The sequence below is a fragment of the Candidatus Eisenbacteria bacterium genome, assembly GCA_018831195.1.
GTDB lineage: Bacteria > Eisenbacteria > RBG-16-71-46 > CAIMUX01 > JAHJDP01 > JAHJDP01.
On sequence record JAHJDP010000004.1, the window covers coordinates 143,517 to 159,280 of the forward strand.

The 15,764-nt window shown below is 54.9% G+C and carries 8 protein-coding genes; all 8 read left to right on the forward strand.

Annotated features, from left to right (window positions below):
• Positions 1–319: 319 nt before the first annotated feature.
• Positions 320–3,532, forward strand: coding sequence for a T9SS type A sorting domain-containing protein (locus KJ970_00945; protein ID MBU2689468.1), 3,213 nt, complete (start codon positions 320–322; stop codon positions 3,530–3,532).
• 276 nt (positions 3,533–3,808) lie between these two features.
• Positions 3,809–5,437: a hypothetical protein gene (locus KJ970_00950; GenBank protein MBU2689469.1), complete on the forward strand. Its 1,629-nt coding sequence runs from the start codon at positions 3,809–3,811 to the stop codon at positions 5,435–5,437.
• 53 nt (positions 5,438–5,490) lie between these two features.
• Positions 5,491–7,623 carry a hypothetical protein gene (locus KJ970_00955; protein MBU2689470.1) on the forward strand — a complete coding sequence of 711 codons (2,133 nt, stop codon included), beginning with the start codon at positions 5,491–5,493 and terminating at the stop codon, positions 7,621–7,623.
• A gap of 73 nt (positions 7,624–7,696) precedes the next feature.
• Complete coding sequence (locus tag KJ970_00960; GenBank protein ID MBU2689471.1) at positions 7,697–9,535, forward strand: hypothetical protein; 1,839 nt, start codon at positions 7,697–7,699, stop codon at positions 9,533–9,535.
• A 3-nt stretch (positions 9,536–9,538) separates the two neighbouring features.
• A complete protein-coding gene (locus KJ970_00965) occupies positions 9,539–11,686 on the forward strand; it encodes a tetratricopeptide repeat protein (GenBank protein MBU2689472.1) in 2,148 nt (715 codons plus the stop codon).
• A gap of 89 nt (positions 11,687–11,775) precedes the next feature.
• Positions 11,776–14,499, forward strand: a complete 2,724-nt coding sequence (gene ppdK, locus KJ970_00970) for a pyruvate, phosphate dikinase (GenBank protein MBU2689473.1) — start codon at positions 11,776–11,778, stop codon at positions 14,497–14,499.
• Between the two features lie 17 nt (positions 14,500–14,516).
• Entirely contained in the window at positions 14,517–15,479 is a 963-nt protein-coding gene (locus tag KJ970_00975; protein ID MBU2689474.1) for a CDP-alcohol phosphatidyltransferase family protein, read from the forward strand.
• Positions 15,476–15,764 (forward strand): NAD-dependent deacylase (locus KJ970_00980; protein MBU2689475.1); only part of this gene is annotated, 289 nt, incomplete at its 3' end. The genes KJ970_00975 and KJ970_00980, both read left to right, overlap by 4 nt.

Here is a 15,764-nt window from a genome sequence, read left to right on the forward strand (position 1 = left end):
GAGGATCGAACTCGTCAAAGAATTCTCCTTCTCCGTTTTGCGGTGAAGTTGTACGCCGACTAGTATCCGGTGGGTATTTGTATACCGGATTTTTCAGAGGGGCTCCCTGATCGAGGAGGTGATGGGAGTCAGGGAGTTCGCGGGCAGTATCGGAAATATGTTAAAGTCTTGCACCGTCCAGGGGTTGACCCGGGACAGGTTTTGATGGTGCAACCGGCGTCGGCGGTGTCATCCCCGATGCCGGGGGGAGAGAGGGGATCTCAGAACTGGCAGAATGAGATTCTCTCTGATCACGAGAAGGACAACCATGGAGGCAAAAATGAGGAAGAGCTTCTTAATCCTGGCCTGCTTGTGTCTTTTGGCGGTCACGGTGAATGCTCATGCGGTAACACCTCGCAGCGATATGTTCCTTCGGACCTCGAAGGCTGCTGTGAATGAGTCGCTGAGCGATGCGCCGAAGGTGACCTATGCAGGCACACGGGCTGATACATTCTGCTATGGCGGCCATGATGGTAGTGGCTATGCCGTTCTTGGTGGAATCTGGGATTTCGCCGATGGCACCATGCAGGGTTGGTACAGTCTTGACCAAACATTGAATTCCGGCGCGACTTGGTGGGCTCGCTATGACGCCGACGACTACGAGTACCCGGCCGCCGCTCCGATGACCAATGCGTCGGCCGGACACCTTTGGTGTGGTGGGGAGAAATCCCGTGCTATGGAAGGGTGTTGGGCTTGTGATGCCGGCGTTGAAAATGAAAGCTATGGCTATATTGCCAATTTGTGCCAGAGAACCACGGGTGAGCTTTTGGCGCTTGGCGCTGGTGATATCTCCATTGGCATGCAGTACTACACCGACTCCGAAGGCGGTGTTTTTGACTACTCAAAGGTTCAGCTTGTCTGCTACGATGGCGCCAATGAGCTAGAAGTTCTTACCGTCGACAATCTCGATGCCGGTATTGAGGGTGCGCCCGGCGCTCCGATCACCTATGCGGGCCAAATCTTCGGATTCGAGCTTCCTGATGGCACCGATGGCGTGCGGTTGCGCTTTGAGTTCGTTGCCGACGGCGGCTGGTCTGATGATGATGGGCTGTACTGTTCCACATACGGTCCCATCGGTCTCGACAATGTGGTTCTCAGCGGCGCCGTCTCGGCGTCGTATAACTTTGAGAATGACGATGAAGGTTTTGTTGCCGCGCATTGTCCCGGGATCGGTAACTGGGTCGCCGTTAACCACGTCGACAATTATACCATCCTTGATCCCTGTGCTTGCGAGTTGAGCAACTATGTTCTCTCGTTCCACGATGACAACCTCGAGCATGGTGATCCGTCCAGTGCTCAGAACCAGAACAATATAGCGATAAGCCCGATTGTTGATCGCACGGCTTATCCGTCCCCTGCCTACAACTCAATCTTCGCTCAGTGGGACATGTATGCCTGGCTGCCGAAGGCCAACGGTGTCCTTTATCGTCCGGGCTGGTTCTATGATCCTTGGGAATGTGAATTCACGGGCGCCACAGGTTGGTCCCCGCGTGTCGGGCAGGCCACATGGCACTATGTTGGAACCGATCCTGTTTGTTACGGTTCCAACAACTCCGCCACCAGCAACGAAGTTCCGGGCACGGCAAACTACTATCGCTTCTGTCTTGAAGTGCTGGCTTGCTGTGACTGCTTCGGCATCACGAATTGCACCGGTACCAGCAATGAAACCCCGCTGTTTGACAACATCGAGGTGTGCGTGACCGGCGTTGCCGATGCTCCTGTGGCGGGTTACGGCCCTGCAGATGGCAACTATTATCAGGATGCCTTCAGCCAGAGCATGTTCCTTGATCCGAGCGCAACCGGCCGTTGCGATTCCTGGGATGTTGGCGGCGGCGCTGCGCCTCCGTATATTCTAGCCGACTCCCTGGCGATCACCGGCCCCGCGGTTACGGGTCCCACTCCGTCTTGGGAAGCCTACCTATGGGTTCATGTCCCGCGTGTCGGCCCTGGGATCGATACGGGCGCTTTTGCTGCTTGGAAATCACGATTCACGGGCGATGCGGAGACGGGTTTCGTTAAGGCGAGAATGGACTCGAGTGAGACCGTCGCGGCCTTCTCGAACAAGTTCTGCTCCTACTTCAACGAATTAGACGGCGGGTTCAACAATGCGTTCGGCGAATTGACCGAAGAGAACGAGATTCTCCCGGATGATTTGTTCACGCCGGGTACCCTGATTCAGTACTTCGTAACCACAAACTATGTTGGGAATCCGGAATTCGCCTTCTTGGAAGACACCACCAATGGCTTCTTCCGTGACATCGAGTTCCTTCCCAGCATGCGCAATGACTCAAAGTCGCGCTCGATTGTTTGGCCTTGCGTTCTTTACGTCGATGCCTACAACCGCGGCGCCGAAAACTTCATTCAGCCGGCACTTGACTACTTCCTGCAAGAAGTTCCGGGTGTTGGACCGAATAATGACCGCTACGATGAGAACGGAGCTTCCTCGAACTACAATGCGAGCTCCTTCTATCGGAACGGTAACAACGGGGCGACGTTGCCTCAGCTGTTGGGCTACAGCTGTATCCTCGTCAACTCCGGCGCTCTCAGCGATGCAGCCTTGGATGAGACAGACGTCATCGGTCTCGAAGACTGGTTGCTGACCTCGATCTGCGATTTCAACAATGAGCGCCAGGGATTGATCCTGAACGGTGATGAGATGCCTGCTGTCATCCAGTTGAATCGTCCCTCCTTCCTGTTCGGCGCCCTCGGTGCCGGGCTGGACTGCACACCTTACCGTGATGCCGGCTGCCCGAGTGGTTCCGAGGAGGACACGACCTATTGCGTTCAGATCATCGACGTTGACACGCCGGTCTTCCCGACCTCGACCGATATCTGGGCCTATGGCAACGGATGTCCGAACATCTTTACTTACTCCGTTATGTTCCCGCAGGGCACGGGTCTTGGGAACCGCAGCTGGTTCGACTATGACTTCAGTGGCCCCAAAGGCGTCGTAGAGTTCGCTCAGATCGTCAATGAAGATCTCGGATTGGGTAACTATCGCTCCTCGATCGAGGGCTATAGCTATCACCACATCACGACCTCCTTCAACGGGACGACAGGACAGTGCGTCGCCGATAGTGCTGGTATCGTCAGCGCGGCAGCCTCTGAGATCGTTAACACCCTCGACTGGATGTTCAACGGTCCTCCGCCGTCATTCTGCACCAATCCGTGCACTATCACAGATGACGTTCCGGACATCGGTGGTGTTGATGTGCGTGTGAACCGTCTATTCCAGAACCGCCCGAACCCATTCAACCCCCGCACCGTCATTTCCTTCTCGGTAGCGCAGCGCGGCAAGGTTGAGTTGGCCATCTATGATGTCTCCGGCCGCCTGGTTCGCCAGTTGCGCAATGATGTCATGGACGCCGGTCAGCAGAACGTGGTCTGGGATGGTACGGATGATGCCGGTCACAAGGTCACCAGCGGGATCTACTGGTCTCAGCTGAAGATCAATGACTACATGTCCACAAAGAAGATGGTGCTTATCAAGTAACTCCCTTCTTTGCGAGTCATCGACTCTCAGGTGGGTCGCTCCCTTGCGGAGCGACCCACTTGCTTTATTGCGAATCAAATTTCTCTTCGATCGAATTCCGTCTGAAAATGCTTTTATCCTTATGGGATGGATCCCGTCTAGAAGCCTTACTTAAGATGAGTTACCGAGATTCTGACAACTCACGCCATCCCTTTCAGGTCGTTGACAGTGAGGCCCGGCTCTGTTACTTTTTGCCCATGGGCCGGGGTGGAGTGGGCTCACTGCCAGGAGGATCTAATGACCCATCGCGCGGAGGGCCCGGGGAATCCCCGGCCGTTTTCGTCATTTCTCTTTTTTCCCCTTCTAATCGTTGTGCTCTCTTTGGCCAGCGGTCTTCTGACCCAGGCCTGCCGTGAGCAGACAACTCAGGAAATTGACCGGAATCAACCGCCTGAGACGGTTTTGACCGGGGCTCCCGGCGACAGCACGACAACCTTCTATTTTACCCATCTCTATTGGTATGGGGTGGATCCTGATGGAAAGGTCATTGCCTTTGAATTCGCGGTGACCGATTCCATCCCTGAAGCGATGGATGAAATCGAATGGCATCGAACGACGCGCCGGGACAGCCTTTTCGCTCTCCCTGTCGGTGAAACCCAAGAGATTATGGGCCGTCGGTTTTATATCCGGGCCATTGATAATAATAACCGGGTCGATGAAACCCCGGCTTGGACCTTTTTTACGGTGCGGGATAATGCCGCTCCAACCATTGAATTCACCCGCTCAGTCGGCATCGGACCCAACGGCGAAGAGGTGCCGATCACTTCGATCAGCGACGTTACACCGACTGATACGATTCCCACCGGCTGGGATGTCGAATTCAAATGGCGTGGTTTGGATCGTGATGTGGCTCTCTACGAAGATGGCGTCCGCGACACCGTCGGGCATGTCGTCGGATATTCCTATCATCTGGCTCCTATTGAATCGAGTTACCTTGGGGGTACCCTGAGGAATACGTCGGCATCATACCGCAATCTCATCAGCGGGTCTTACATCATGTTTGTTCGAGGCATGGATGATGCCGGTTTCGCCGCCCTGAACCCGACTATTCGCAGTTTCGTTTGGAATCGAGACCCACAAACCTGGTTTACCCGGGGCGATCCCGATTCCAGCGGTCCCGCCGACTCCCTCGCTCACTTCTTTGATGTGGAGGGGAACGAGTACTTTAATGGGGATACCCTCAATCGCGCATCGGGGGCCGGCCATACCATCACTGCCTGGGTGAGGGGATCCGATCCTGATGATCCGGAAGGCTTGGGTCGCGTCAGGGATTTTGAATTTAGGAAGCGTCAGGACGGCGGCGGATTACCATGGGCGCCGATCCAGACATTGGATAACTCGGTGGTCTGGGCGCGCCTTCTCACCGGCGACTACGACCTGCTCGCCCGATGTTCCGATATTCTCGGCCGTGTAGACGGCTCCCCGGCCAAGTTGACCTTCTACGTTAATAAATCGCCCCGTTTCCGCGCATCCCTTCAGGTCGGACCCACCCTCATCGAGCAGACACCTCAAGAGGGCCAGGTTTTCCCGGTTGATGAGGTAGCCGATGGTTTACCCTGCAGATTCCTAGCCTATGATCCGGATCGACAGAATTCAGATTTGAGGCCTCGGTTCTTTTATAAATTCACGGGTCCCAGAGACTATCATGAGACGTTTTGGCGTCCCATGGTGCAAGCTCAAGCCTTGAGCGCCAGCGTCTATTTTGTACAGGATGTTCTTGTGCCGGAGCGATATGACGGGCGGTTGATGGTTAAAAGCGAGCCGTATGAGATTACGATTCAGGTCATTGAGACTTTTCAGGATGGAAGTTCGGAGAATCCAAGGAAGACAGAGCTTATCATCCATTTCTATATTACCAGCGGTTGAGTGCTCCGAAGATTTTCTATGAATCCGAAGTTGGTTGGGGGAGGTATTGATTCATGAAACGGCGAGTCTGGTTGACGGCATGCTTTATTGTACTCTGTTTAAGTCAGATACAATGTCTGTTGATACCCAGTGATCAGGAGAGTGGAAGCAGAGCGCCCAATCAGAATCCGCATGTTCGGATTACCGGTGGGGTTTTCAATTCAGATCCCGAGGGGGTTGATTACCGTGTCAATCTAAAATGGCATGGCTGGGATGATGATGGTGTTGTGACGGCCTTCGAGTGGGCCATCGACGACACAACTCTCGAGCGGGCTTGGCATACCACCACGGACTTTGGCAATCTCTTCAGCTTTCAGGCTACGGTACATGATGTCGCTGATTCCAGTTTTTATGATTGGCATCGTTTCTTCATCCGGTCGATTGATAACGAATTCGCCCGGTCCCCCATAGATTCACGCTACTTCAATGCGCGGACCATCGCACCGAAAACACGGATCACCTTTCCGGTCTTTAGCCCGGCCCAATTCATCCTGCGCCGGCCCCGTTCCTTTAATATTAAATGGGAGGGCGAGGATCTTGATTCCTCCCAGCCTGAAAGAACTCCCGTTGCCTATGACTACAAACTCGTGAAATTCAATATCACCAATGATGTGGACCAGCTGATTGAAGATCTCATTACTAATGAAAACGTCTTCCTGGATACATTACAGTATGGGGATAAGACGGCCTGGATTCGAATCCCTTCCGATATCACCACACTGCGGCTTTCTGAACTCCCGCTCGGGGATCTTTATATATTCGGGATCCGGGCCATTGATGAAGCGGGCGCCATAGAACCGTCCTTGGATATTGGTCAAAACTTCTTCCCCTTTGAGGTGACGGCTGAGGAGTGCCAGCCCATCGTGACGATGCGTGAAAACCGTTTGGGAAGGCATGTTTTTCCGAGCGAGGGAGAAACGTGGAACGTGGAGGTTCCCAGCAATACGGACCTGCGTTTCACCTGGACGGGGGATGCGGCCTTCTGTGGAAGCCTGCCCGGAAATGTCAATTATGGTCTCGATCTCGAGGACCCGGGTGATGAGAATGACAACGCTCCGAACGGGATCGGCGGATGGATCGGATGGGGTCTATGGGAAGAGGTCCAAACACCCTTCAGTTTCCCCGATCGCGATGACGGGAAGACCCATAATTTCTACCTTAAGATGATGGATCAATCCAATAATCCACGATCCGAGAGATTTTGCTGGGTCGCTATTAAGGTTGTCGCCTTCCCGATGAACAAAACAGCGCTCATCGTCGATGATGCGACGCCAAGACCATATATGTTTGGGACGGATCCGGTTCATGACGCGTTCAGGGACCGCGTTCTGAGAAGTGTTTATCAGTTCTTGGAGCCCGGTGAAGAACCCGGAATCTTTAACATGTTCCGGACAAACGAAGGCGGCTTTAATCCCGAATCGATGCCCTTGGAACTCGTCGCCGCCTACAAAATGATCATATGGAACACATTTTTCTTTGGGACGTCTTCATCAGGGTTGAATGATAATGAGTTTGAGAGACATATCCTCACGAGTTATATCGGTGCGGGCGGACGTCTCTACCTGTACGGATCCTCGCCGATCGGCTGTCTCGCGGGTGATAATTTCAACTATGGTGGTGACGGGCTCTGTCCCGATGTACCGGGCGCTGATGAACCGGCCTGGGATGACGAAAGCTTCATTTGGACCTTCCTGCATCTGACGAATTGTGTCACAGGTACCTCGGGAACGGGCCAGCAGATCGATGGCTGGGTCGGATCCAAGTCGGTGCATCCCCTCTATCCTGATTTGGATCTCAATACTTCGGTATGGAATCCTTGGCGGCCGCGGGTAGGGGATGGACTACCGGTCGGGGGAACCGTCTGGTTCGAGGTTTACAAAAACAGCCGCAGCATTGCAATTCAGCCGGAGCCCGGGATGGATACCCTCTATGTCCTGAAGACCTTCAATTATCAAGGAGTTCAATCGCGGCTTGAGGGATATCCCATCACGCTGCGTTACCAGTCCACTCCTGAAGATTCGGCTCTGGGTATCGATCAAGGACGGGTCTTCCTGCAGATGTTCCCGTTCTTCCCTTGTCATGAAGGACCGGCCACGGAAGCGGCGACCAAGGCCATCACCTGGGTGATGACCGGGCGTGATGAATAATCGCGCTTCCGGGAATGGATCCCGGGCAAGTCTGCGGGGGTTGTATAATTACTGGCATTCTTGGGGAGGTGTGATGAGGAAAGGTTTGTTGTGCTGCTTTCTCCTCGTACTTATAGGCTCTGTTCCGGCATGGGCCCAGGTTGCGAAATTTATGGAACCTCCCGAGGTATCTGATCAGCGTGTTTCCTGGAAATGGGCCGCTATCGATTCAGATCCAATCTATACAGGCAACTCGACATTAAAACGGGTCAGGCCGATCAGCGAACATCCATTCCACGACAGAACCATTGCCAAGGTATTACTTGATCAAAGTGGATTGTTCGGCTTTTCACTCAGTGAGGATGGGCAACAGGTCTACAAATGGGAGCTCGATTCAGGCCTTCTCGTAGAGGAATATGTGCCCATTCCCGCGCCTGCTGTTGTTCTTAATGCCGCGCTTCATCGGGACGGATTGAGCCTGGCGGCTGTTTTGGATGATGGACGCATTGCCATCTGGGATCTCCAGAGACCGGATACGCTCTGGTCCTTTCCCGTTTCACCCGGCCCCTGCTATGACATTCTCTATCTACCCGGCAGCCTCAATCACCGATTTTTGACGGCAGGGTCTGATGGCAAGGTTCGCAAGTGGGATATTGAGCTGGAGCCGGGAATGAGCCCACCAGAACCGGCTCAAACGGTCATCACCTTCGCTGCCGCTGAAGCCCGGTCTTTGGCCATCAACACGACCGGCCGTTTTCTTGCCGCCGGCTCCAGCAGGGGGGAGATCAGAAAATACAACCTGGTCGAGAATTATATCACCTCCATCTTTCAGGCCCGCCCTTCATCTATTGAGAAGATCATCATCGGTTTCACCGGCCGGTCGATGGTAACCATTGATGAGCTCCATGGCGTAGCCATTTGGAATTTTAATAATGATAATGCCGGACAAGTGCCTCTGGTTGAGATTCCACCCGGAAATCACGGCGATGTGCGGATGGCATTGACGCCGCCGGACGACCTGCTGCTGATTCTCTCCTATGACGACGGATTGCTTCAGGTTCGAAGCGGAGCCACGGGTCAGGTTTTTCAGGTTGGTCAGGAACCGTATCCCACATCTTCTTTCATTTCCCATCCCGATGGAAGTCGCGCGATCTTGGGTCGGCTCGATGGGGATTTGGTGCTCTGGTCGGCCGGCTTCTGCCGGCCGTCGCCCGGTGATATACGCTGCTTCGGCGGGTATAAGATCTGGAGGGGTTTGCGACCGGAAAGAGTGTCCAATGATGGAGAGGCTGACGGCGACGAAATGGAATTATTGCGAACCTACAGCTATGGAGACAGCAGTTGGACATTCGCGGGGATTGATACCCTTCGCTATTTTATAGATCCTGATTCCATCTCCGACCGGGGGATGGGATTCGAGGGGATGCTTCCAGGACCCGTCAATGGATTTCCCTACTATTACGCCATCACGCAGTTCGATCGGGTATTTGAGGACGGCAGTGTCTTTGATGTGAATGTCTGCGAACCGCAGGATAGCTGCGTTATTCGAGGGATTTACCGCGATCCAGAAACCGGGGAAATGATCTCGATCATTCCCCGCCGCTCTCCGCGAACGGAGAAGCCCATATTGGGAAAGGTGTGGGTCATACCGAATCCCTACGAGAAGAACCGCGTTGATTGGGATGATTATACATTCCCTCATGTCCGTTTCGTAAATCTGCCGAGTGAAGCGGAGATTCGAATATACACATTGGCCGGCGACCTTGTCCGTATCATCCAACATGGTCGTGATTCTTTGAACCAGTTGTCAGGCGAGGAAAATTGGGATCTCAAGAATGGTGACGGGGAGAATGTTGTCTCTGGTGTATACTTCTATACCGTCAGGACTCCCGAAGGAAAAGTCTCTCGAGGGTTTTTAACTCTTATTTTATAAGCCGTGAAGATTTTTGAATGTTTACATAATGGCCGGGGGAAGGGATACCTGCTTCTCCTGGCTGTTTTGCTGATTGGCTTGTTAAGACTGGCCTATTTTTATAATTATTCGCATCAACTCCCCTATCTGCAGTCCCCGATCGTCGATGCCCAGGTCTATGATGAATGGGCTCAGACTTTGGCAAACGGAGATTGGGCGGGAAACAAGGCCTTTTACCGCGCGCCCCTCTACCCGTACGTTCTGGGGATAATTTATTTTTTTTCCGGGCCGGAAAAGGGCCGTGTTGTCGCTGTCCTCCTTCAACTGGCCCTCGGCATTCTGAGTGTGATCCTTCTTTATCGTACCGGATGCCGCTTGTTGGACCGGCGGGCCGCTTCAGCCGCCGCTCTGCTCTTCGCCTTTTGCGGCCCCATCGTATTTTATGAGACAAAGCTATTACCCACATCCACCGGAATTTTCCTCCAAATCCTAACCCTTTCCATCTTCGTCAGGGCCTGGTCAAGCCACCGGAAAGGAGACCTGTTCAGCGCCGGGCTTGCAGCGGGGGTCTATGCGCTGGTGCGGCCCAATGCCCTTCTTTTTGCCGGCCTTCTATTTCTTATCGGTATGTGGAGAGAGGTATGCCGGAATGACAGGGGGAGTGTGCTCCGCTGGCTGTGGATGCCTGTGGGATGCCTTTTAATCTTGTCGCCTGTAACAATACATAATTACATCGCTTCAAAGGATCTGGTGCTGATCTCTTCAAACGGCGGGATGACCTTTTACCAGGGAAACAATGAGGAAAGTCAAAGCGGGCTCATGACGGTTCCCCAAAGACTCCATTCCTTTGCTAATGCTCAACAGCAGGAGGCGCTGGAGGAGTACGTCACCCAGCACGAAGTCGGCCGTTCACTGAAACCTTCGGAGCGTTCCCGCTATTGGCTTCAACAAGGACTTCGATTTTGGCGTGAGAATCCCCTCCGGGCGCTACGGCTGGTGTCACTGAAAGGGATTAAGGCCCTGGGCCTTTACGAGTACCCCAACAATTATTCCTTTCAGATCGAGAGGAAGTTCGTTTGGACTCTGAAGGGGTACCCTGTTCCCTTCGGCTTCATTCTTTTTCTGGGCACTTTAGGCTGGCTCTGGTTGCCCCGCCGCCATCCGGCCGCGAAGATCCTGCCCGCCGCTGTTGCGGTGGGGCTGCTGACCAATCTCATTTTCTTTGTAACATCAAGGTACCGCCTTGAAATGATTCCCGCGCTTGCTCTCCTCGCCGGATGGGGGTGTGTCGAGTCGGTCCGCCGCATCAGAAACGGGAGGATCGGCTGGAGAGAAGGGCTGGCTGTCGCTGTTCTGGCGGGTCTCTTCTTGCTTCCACCCGGCGCCGGACGGCGTTCTCAAGAGTCGATCATGTGGTTGCATCTGGGCGTGATGCATTATGAGGCGGGCCGGTTGTCCGAGGCGGAACCCGCCCTACGAAGGGCGCTGGAGCTGCAGCCTGAAAATGTACAGGCAAGATCCCAATTGACCATGGTGTTGACGGCGGCCGGCCGATTCGGGGAGGCGGAGCAGATTTTGAGTCCTGCTCTGGCGGCCGGCGCCCCCCATCCCACAGCTCTATGGGCGGCGGGGGAGTTGCGGGCCGCGATCGGAGATACCCTCGGTGCGACCGCTGCGCTCCGCGAAGCCACCCGCAGGGCCCCCCGGCTCGAGCCGGTCCACTTGGCGCTGGCCCGTCTTCAAACCCGTTCCGGACAGATTGACGATGCGGTATCTCAGCTGAAGGCGGCCCTGAAGGCCGGCGCGGCAACCCGGGAGATCGGCCTCCAGCTCGGCGACCTTCTTCTACAAAGCGGGCGGACGGCTGAAGCTGAAAGCCTTCTTGTCAGTTTGAGGGAAGAGCATCCGCACGATGCCGAGATCCACAGGCTTCTTTTGAAAGCACTCCTCACCACTGGTCTTAAGGAAAAGGTTCGTTCATACTGGAGTTATCCGGCCCTTCCAGCCGATTGGCCGCGGGCTCGGGCCGATCGCCTCTTGGAGATCTTGTTGATGATGGACGATCCTCCTCAGAGGATGGACGATTTGAGTGCAGAGGAGTGGTCACTCTTTCAGGAAATTCTCCCGCGTCGAGCGGGGTCGGAGGGGGGTGCCGAACGGCGGCTGCCTTGACACCCCGATGGCCGGGATCTATGCTGCCCAATGCATTCTCCCGATAGACCCAATTTGTAAGATCATCTGCAGCCAGCAAGGAGAGAAGGGTGGAGAAGAATATATATGTATATAGTTTTGGCGACGGCGGCGCCGATGGCAACGGCGGCATGCGGGATACCCTTGGCGGGAAAGGCGCAGGGCTGGCGGAAATGGCCCGTACCGGCGTTCCCGTACCACCGGGCTACACAATTTCCACGGCGGCTTGTCTCCATTTCATTCGTACCCATGGCGAGATCCCCGAGGAAATGATCGGGCAGGAATCCAAGGCCCTCGCGCTCTTGGAGGCCCGGACCGGAAAAAAATTCGGGTCCGTTAAGAATCCTTTGCTGGTTTCCGTCCGTTCCGGCGCCAAATTCTCCATGCCCGGTATGATGGATACGATTCTGAATCTGGGATTGAATGACGAGACCGTCGCCGGACTGGAGAAGCTGTCGGGCGATGCGCGATTTGCCTACGACACTTACCGCCGCCTGCTCCAGATGTTCGGCGATGTTGTTCTGAACATCGAGCGCCGCTATTTTGAAGTCGAAATGACAAATCTCAAGAAGGCGAAGGGTGTCTCTTCGGATCTGGGTCTGGATGCTGATGACTTAAAAACGCTGGCCGGACGGTTCAAAGAGATCATCCGCGAACACACGGGGAATGATTTTCCAAGCGATCCTCTTCAGCAATTGCAAATGGCCCGCGATGCCGTCTTCAAATCCTGGAACAATGACCGCGCTATTTATTATCGCAAACAGGAGAAGATTCCAAACGATCTCGGTACAGCTGTTAATGTACAAGCCATGGTTTTCGGCAACCTCGGCGAGGATTCGGGAACCGGAGTCGGTTTTACGAGGGATCCTTCAACCGGCGCAAAGATTCTCTATGGCGAATTCTTAATGAATGCGCAGGGAGAGGATGTGGTGGCTGGCGTCCGCAATCCGGAGCCGTTGGAAAAACTAAGAGAGTTGCGCCCGGATATACACCGCCAGATTGTCGAGATCTCGACAAATCTCGAGAAACACTTCCGCGATATGCAGGATTTTGAGTTCACCTTTGAAGGCGATCGCCTCTATCTGCTCCAAACGCGATCCGGGAAGAGAACCGGTGGCGCGGCGGTCAAGGTTGCCGTGGATATGGTCGAGGAAGGCCTGCTGACGAAGGATGAAGCTCTTCTCCGCGTTGATCCTCTCCAACTCGATCAACTCCTCTTTCCTCGCATCGATCCCTCTTCGCCGGCCAAAGTCGTCGCACGGGGTTTGGGCGCCTCACCCGGCGCCGCCGTTGGTGTGATTGTCTTCGACCCGGATGAGGCGGTGAAAAGGGCGGAAAAGAATGAGCGGGTGCTTCTGGTAAGAGATGAGACCTCTCCGGACGACATCCATGGAATGGATGTGGCGCAGGGGATCCTCACCGCGACCGGTGGCAGAACCTCCCATGCCGCGGTGGTCGCGCGCAACATGGGCCGACCCTGTGTCGTTGGGTGCTCCCACCTGGATATCCAGGAGAGCAAACGGGTGATGATCATTGGGAAGCAGATATTCAAGGAAGGAGACCTGCTGGCGATCAATGGCACGACCGGGGAAGTTCTCACCGGTGAAGTCCGCACGATTGACGCTGAGATTGGCGATGAATTCGGAACGCTCCTCTCCTGGGCTGATAAGCGCCGCCGGCTGCGCGTCCGCACAAACGCCGATACTCCGAAAGAGGCTGCCATCGCCAGGAAGTTCGGTGCACAAGGGATCGGTCTGTGCCGCACAGAGCATATGTTCTTTGACGACGACCGCCTTCCCTGGGTTATACAAATGATCCTGAGCGCCGGCGCAGCAGCGAAATCAAAGAAAATGGGTAGTGCTCCGGATTTGCCGCCGGCAAAAGACCAAGAGCGGTATCATGAAGCCCTCAGCAAACTTCTTCCGATCCAGAGAGAGGATTTCCGGGGGATTTTTCGGGCGATGGACGGTTTGCCGGTCACGGTGCGACTTCTCGATCCGCCGTTGCATGAGTTCCTGCCGCGCCGTGAAACCCTTCTGGTTGAAATCGCGCTCATGAAGGAGCGGAAGCAAGATCCCGTAAAAATCGAGGAAATGGAGACGCTTCTCCAGCGTGTGGAGGAACTGCATGAGTGGAACCCAATGATGGGACATCGCGGCTGCCGGCTGGGTATCACCTATCCTGAAATCACCGCCATGCAGACGCGCGCCGTGATGGAGGCTGCCTGTTCCCTCCAGAGTGAGGGTATCACTGTTCTGCCGGAGATCATGATCCCCTTGATTGTCACCGCGAATGAATTGAAAAACCAAAGGGCGGTAGTTGTTACCACTGCAGAACAGGTTATCAAGGAAACAGGAACAAAAGTGAATTATAAAGTCGGAACGATGATCGAAGTTCCCAGGGCCGCTCTCATGGCCGGGAATATCGCGGCTGAAGCCGACTTCTTCTCATTTGGAACCAACGATCTGACACAGATGTGTTTTGGATTCTCACGGGACGACGTCGGAAAATTCCTGCCGGAATACTTTAATCAAAATATTCTTTCGCAGGATCCCTTTGTGTCTCTCGATGTCCGGGGAGTGGGACAGTTGGTGCGTATGGCGGTCGAACGGGGCCGTGCGACCCGACCCGGCCTGAAGATGGGTATCTGCGGCGAGCATGGTGGTGAACCCAGCTCTATACATTTCTGTCACGAGATCGGATTGGACTATGTGTCCTGTTCGCCATTCCGCGTTCCGATCGCCCGGTTGGCCGCGGCGCAGGTCGTCATCAAAGAGGAACAAAACACCGGTTAGAAAACGGGGGCGACGGGTTGAGCCTTTGGAAAAATTGGTATTTCTGGGTGACCGGCACTTCCGGCGCCCCGATTCATACCGTTCCCGCCTTCCACTGGATTCGGGGCCGCGTCGGACAGCGCCAAAATCCCGATGGGATGAGAAGCCTGATTCATTACGGCGTCTCATTCGCGCTACTGTCTCTAATCGCGGATTGGTTGCTGGTCTATCCGGCCGGTCCTTATCCCTTCATTATTATGGCGGCGGTGCACTCTCTTTGGATCTCCGCCCTGCTGATGCTGCTCGTTTTCAATGTGGGGTTTCTCGAGACGCTTGACGGTCGACCCTTGGGGCGCCTGAACGGGGCGAATATCCTGACCCTGGGAAGACTGCTTCTCTTGCCGTTGCTGGCCTATTTGATAGGTGTCCGGCAGTTCAGTTTGGCGGCTCCGCTCTACCTGATTCTGGCGGCCACCGATGTCTTGGATGGGCTATGGGCCCGCTGGAAAAAGCAGATCACCAAGCTGGGTATTGTGCTCGATCCCCTTGCCGATGTCGCCTTTCACCTATGGGTCTTCGGCGCCCTGTCTTGGGCCGGGCTCATCCCGCCATGGATCTTGGTTCTGGTTCTTATCCGTTATGCGCTTCTCATCGGGGGCGGCATTTTTCTCTATTTAACAAAAGGTCAAATCCGTGTTCTGCCCACACCCTTTGGAAAAGCAACCGGTGTCCTTATCACCGCCGCCACGATGGTCTTGCTCGTGAGCCCAGCTTCATCGAATGGGTGGCTTGACTGGATCGTCCGCGGTCTTGGGGTCATCCTTCTGCTGACGGTGCTCCATGTCATCGCCATCGGATGGGTCAATCTAAGACTTCCACTTCAGACCGACCCGGCGCCAACACAGGTGCGGGGGCGCTGGGCTCAATCCCTAAAAAAGCAAGGCGAGGATCGGGAGGTGGATGCATCACATCCCGGAGAATCAGGATCCAAGAAGAAATGACCATAGATCGTGAAACGCGGGCGCGTCAGCTCATCGCTGGAAGCCGTTCGCCCGTTATTCTCACCGGAGCCGGTTTTTCCGCGGAGAGCGGTGTGCCGACTTTCAGAGGGGCCGGCGGTTTATGGGAGGGTTTCCAGGCCGAGGAACTGGCGACGCCGCAAGCCTTCGCAGCCGATCCTGAAAAGGTCTGGCGATGGTATGCGTGGAGAAGAGGTAAGGTTGATGAAGCCCGGCCCCATGCCGGACACCGATCATTGGTTCAATGGCAACGGCGGTTGCCATCCC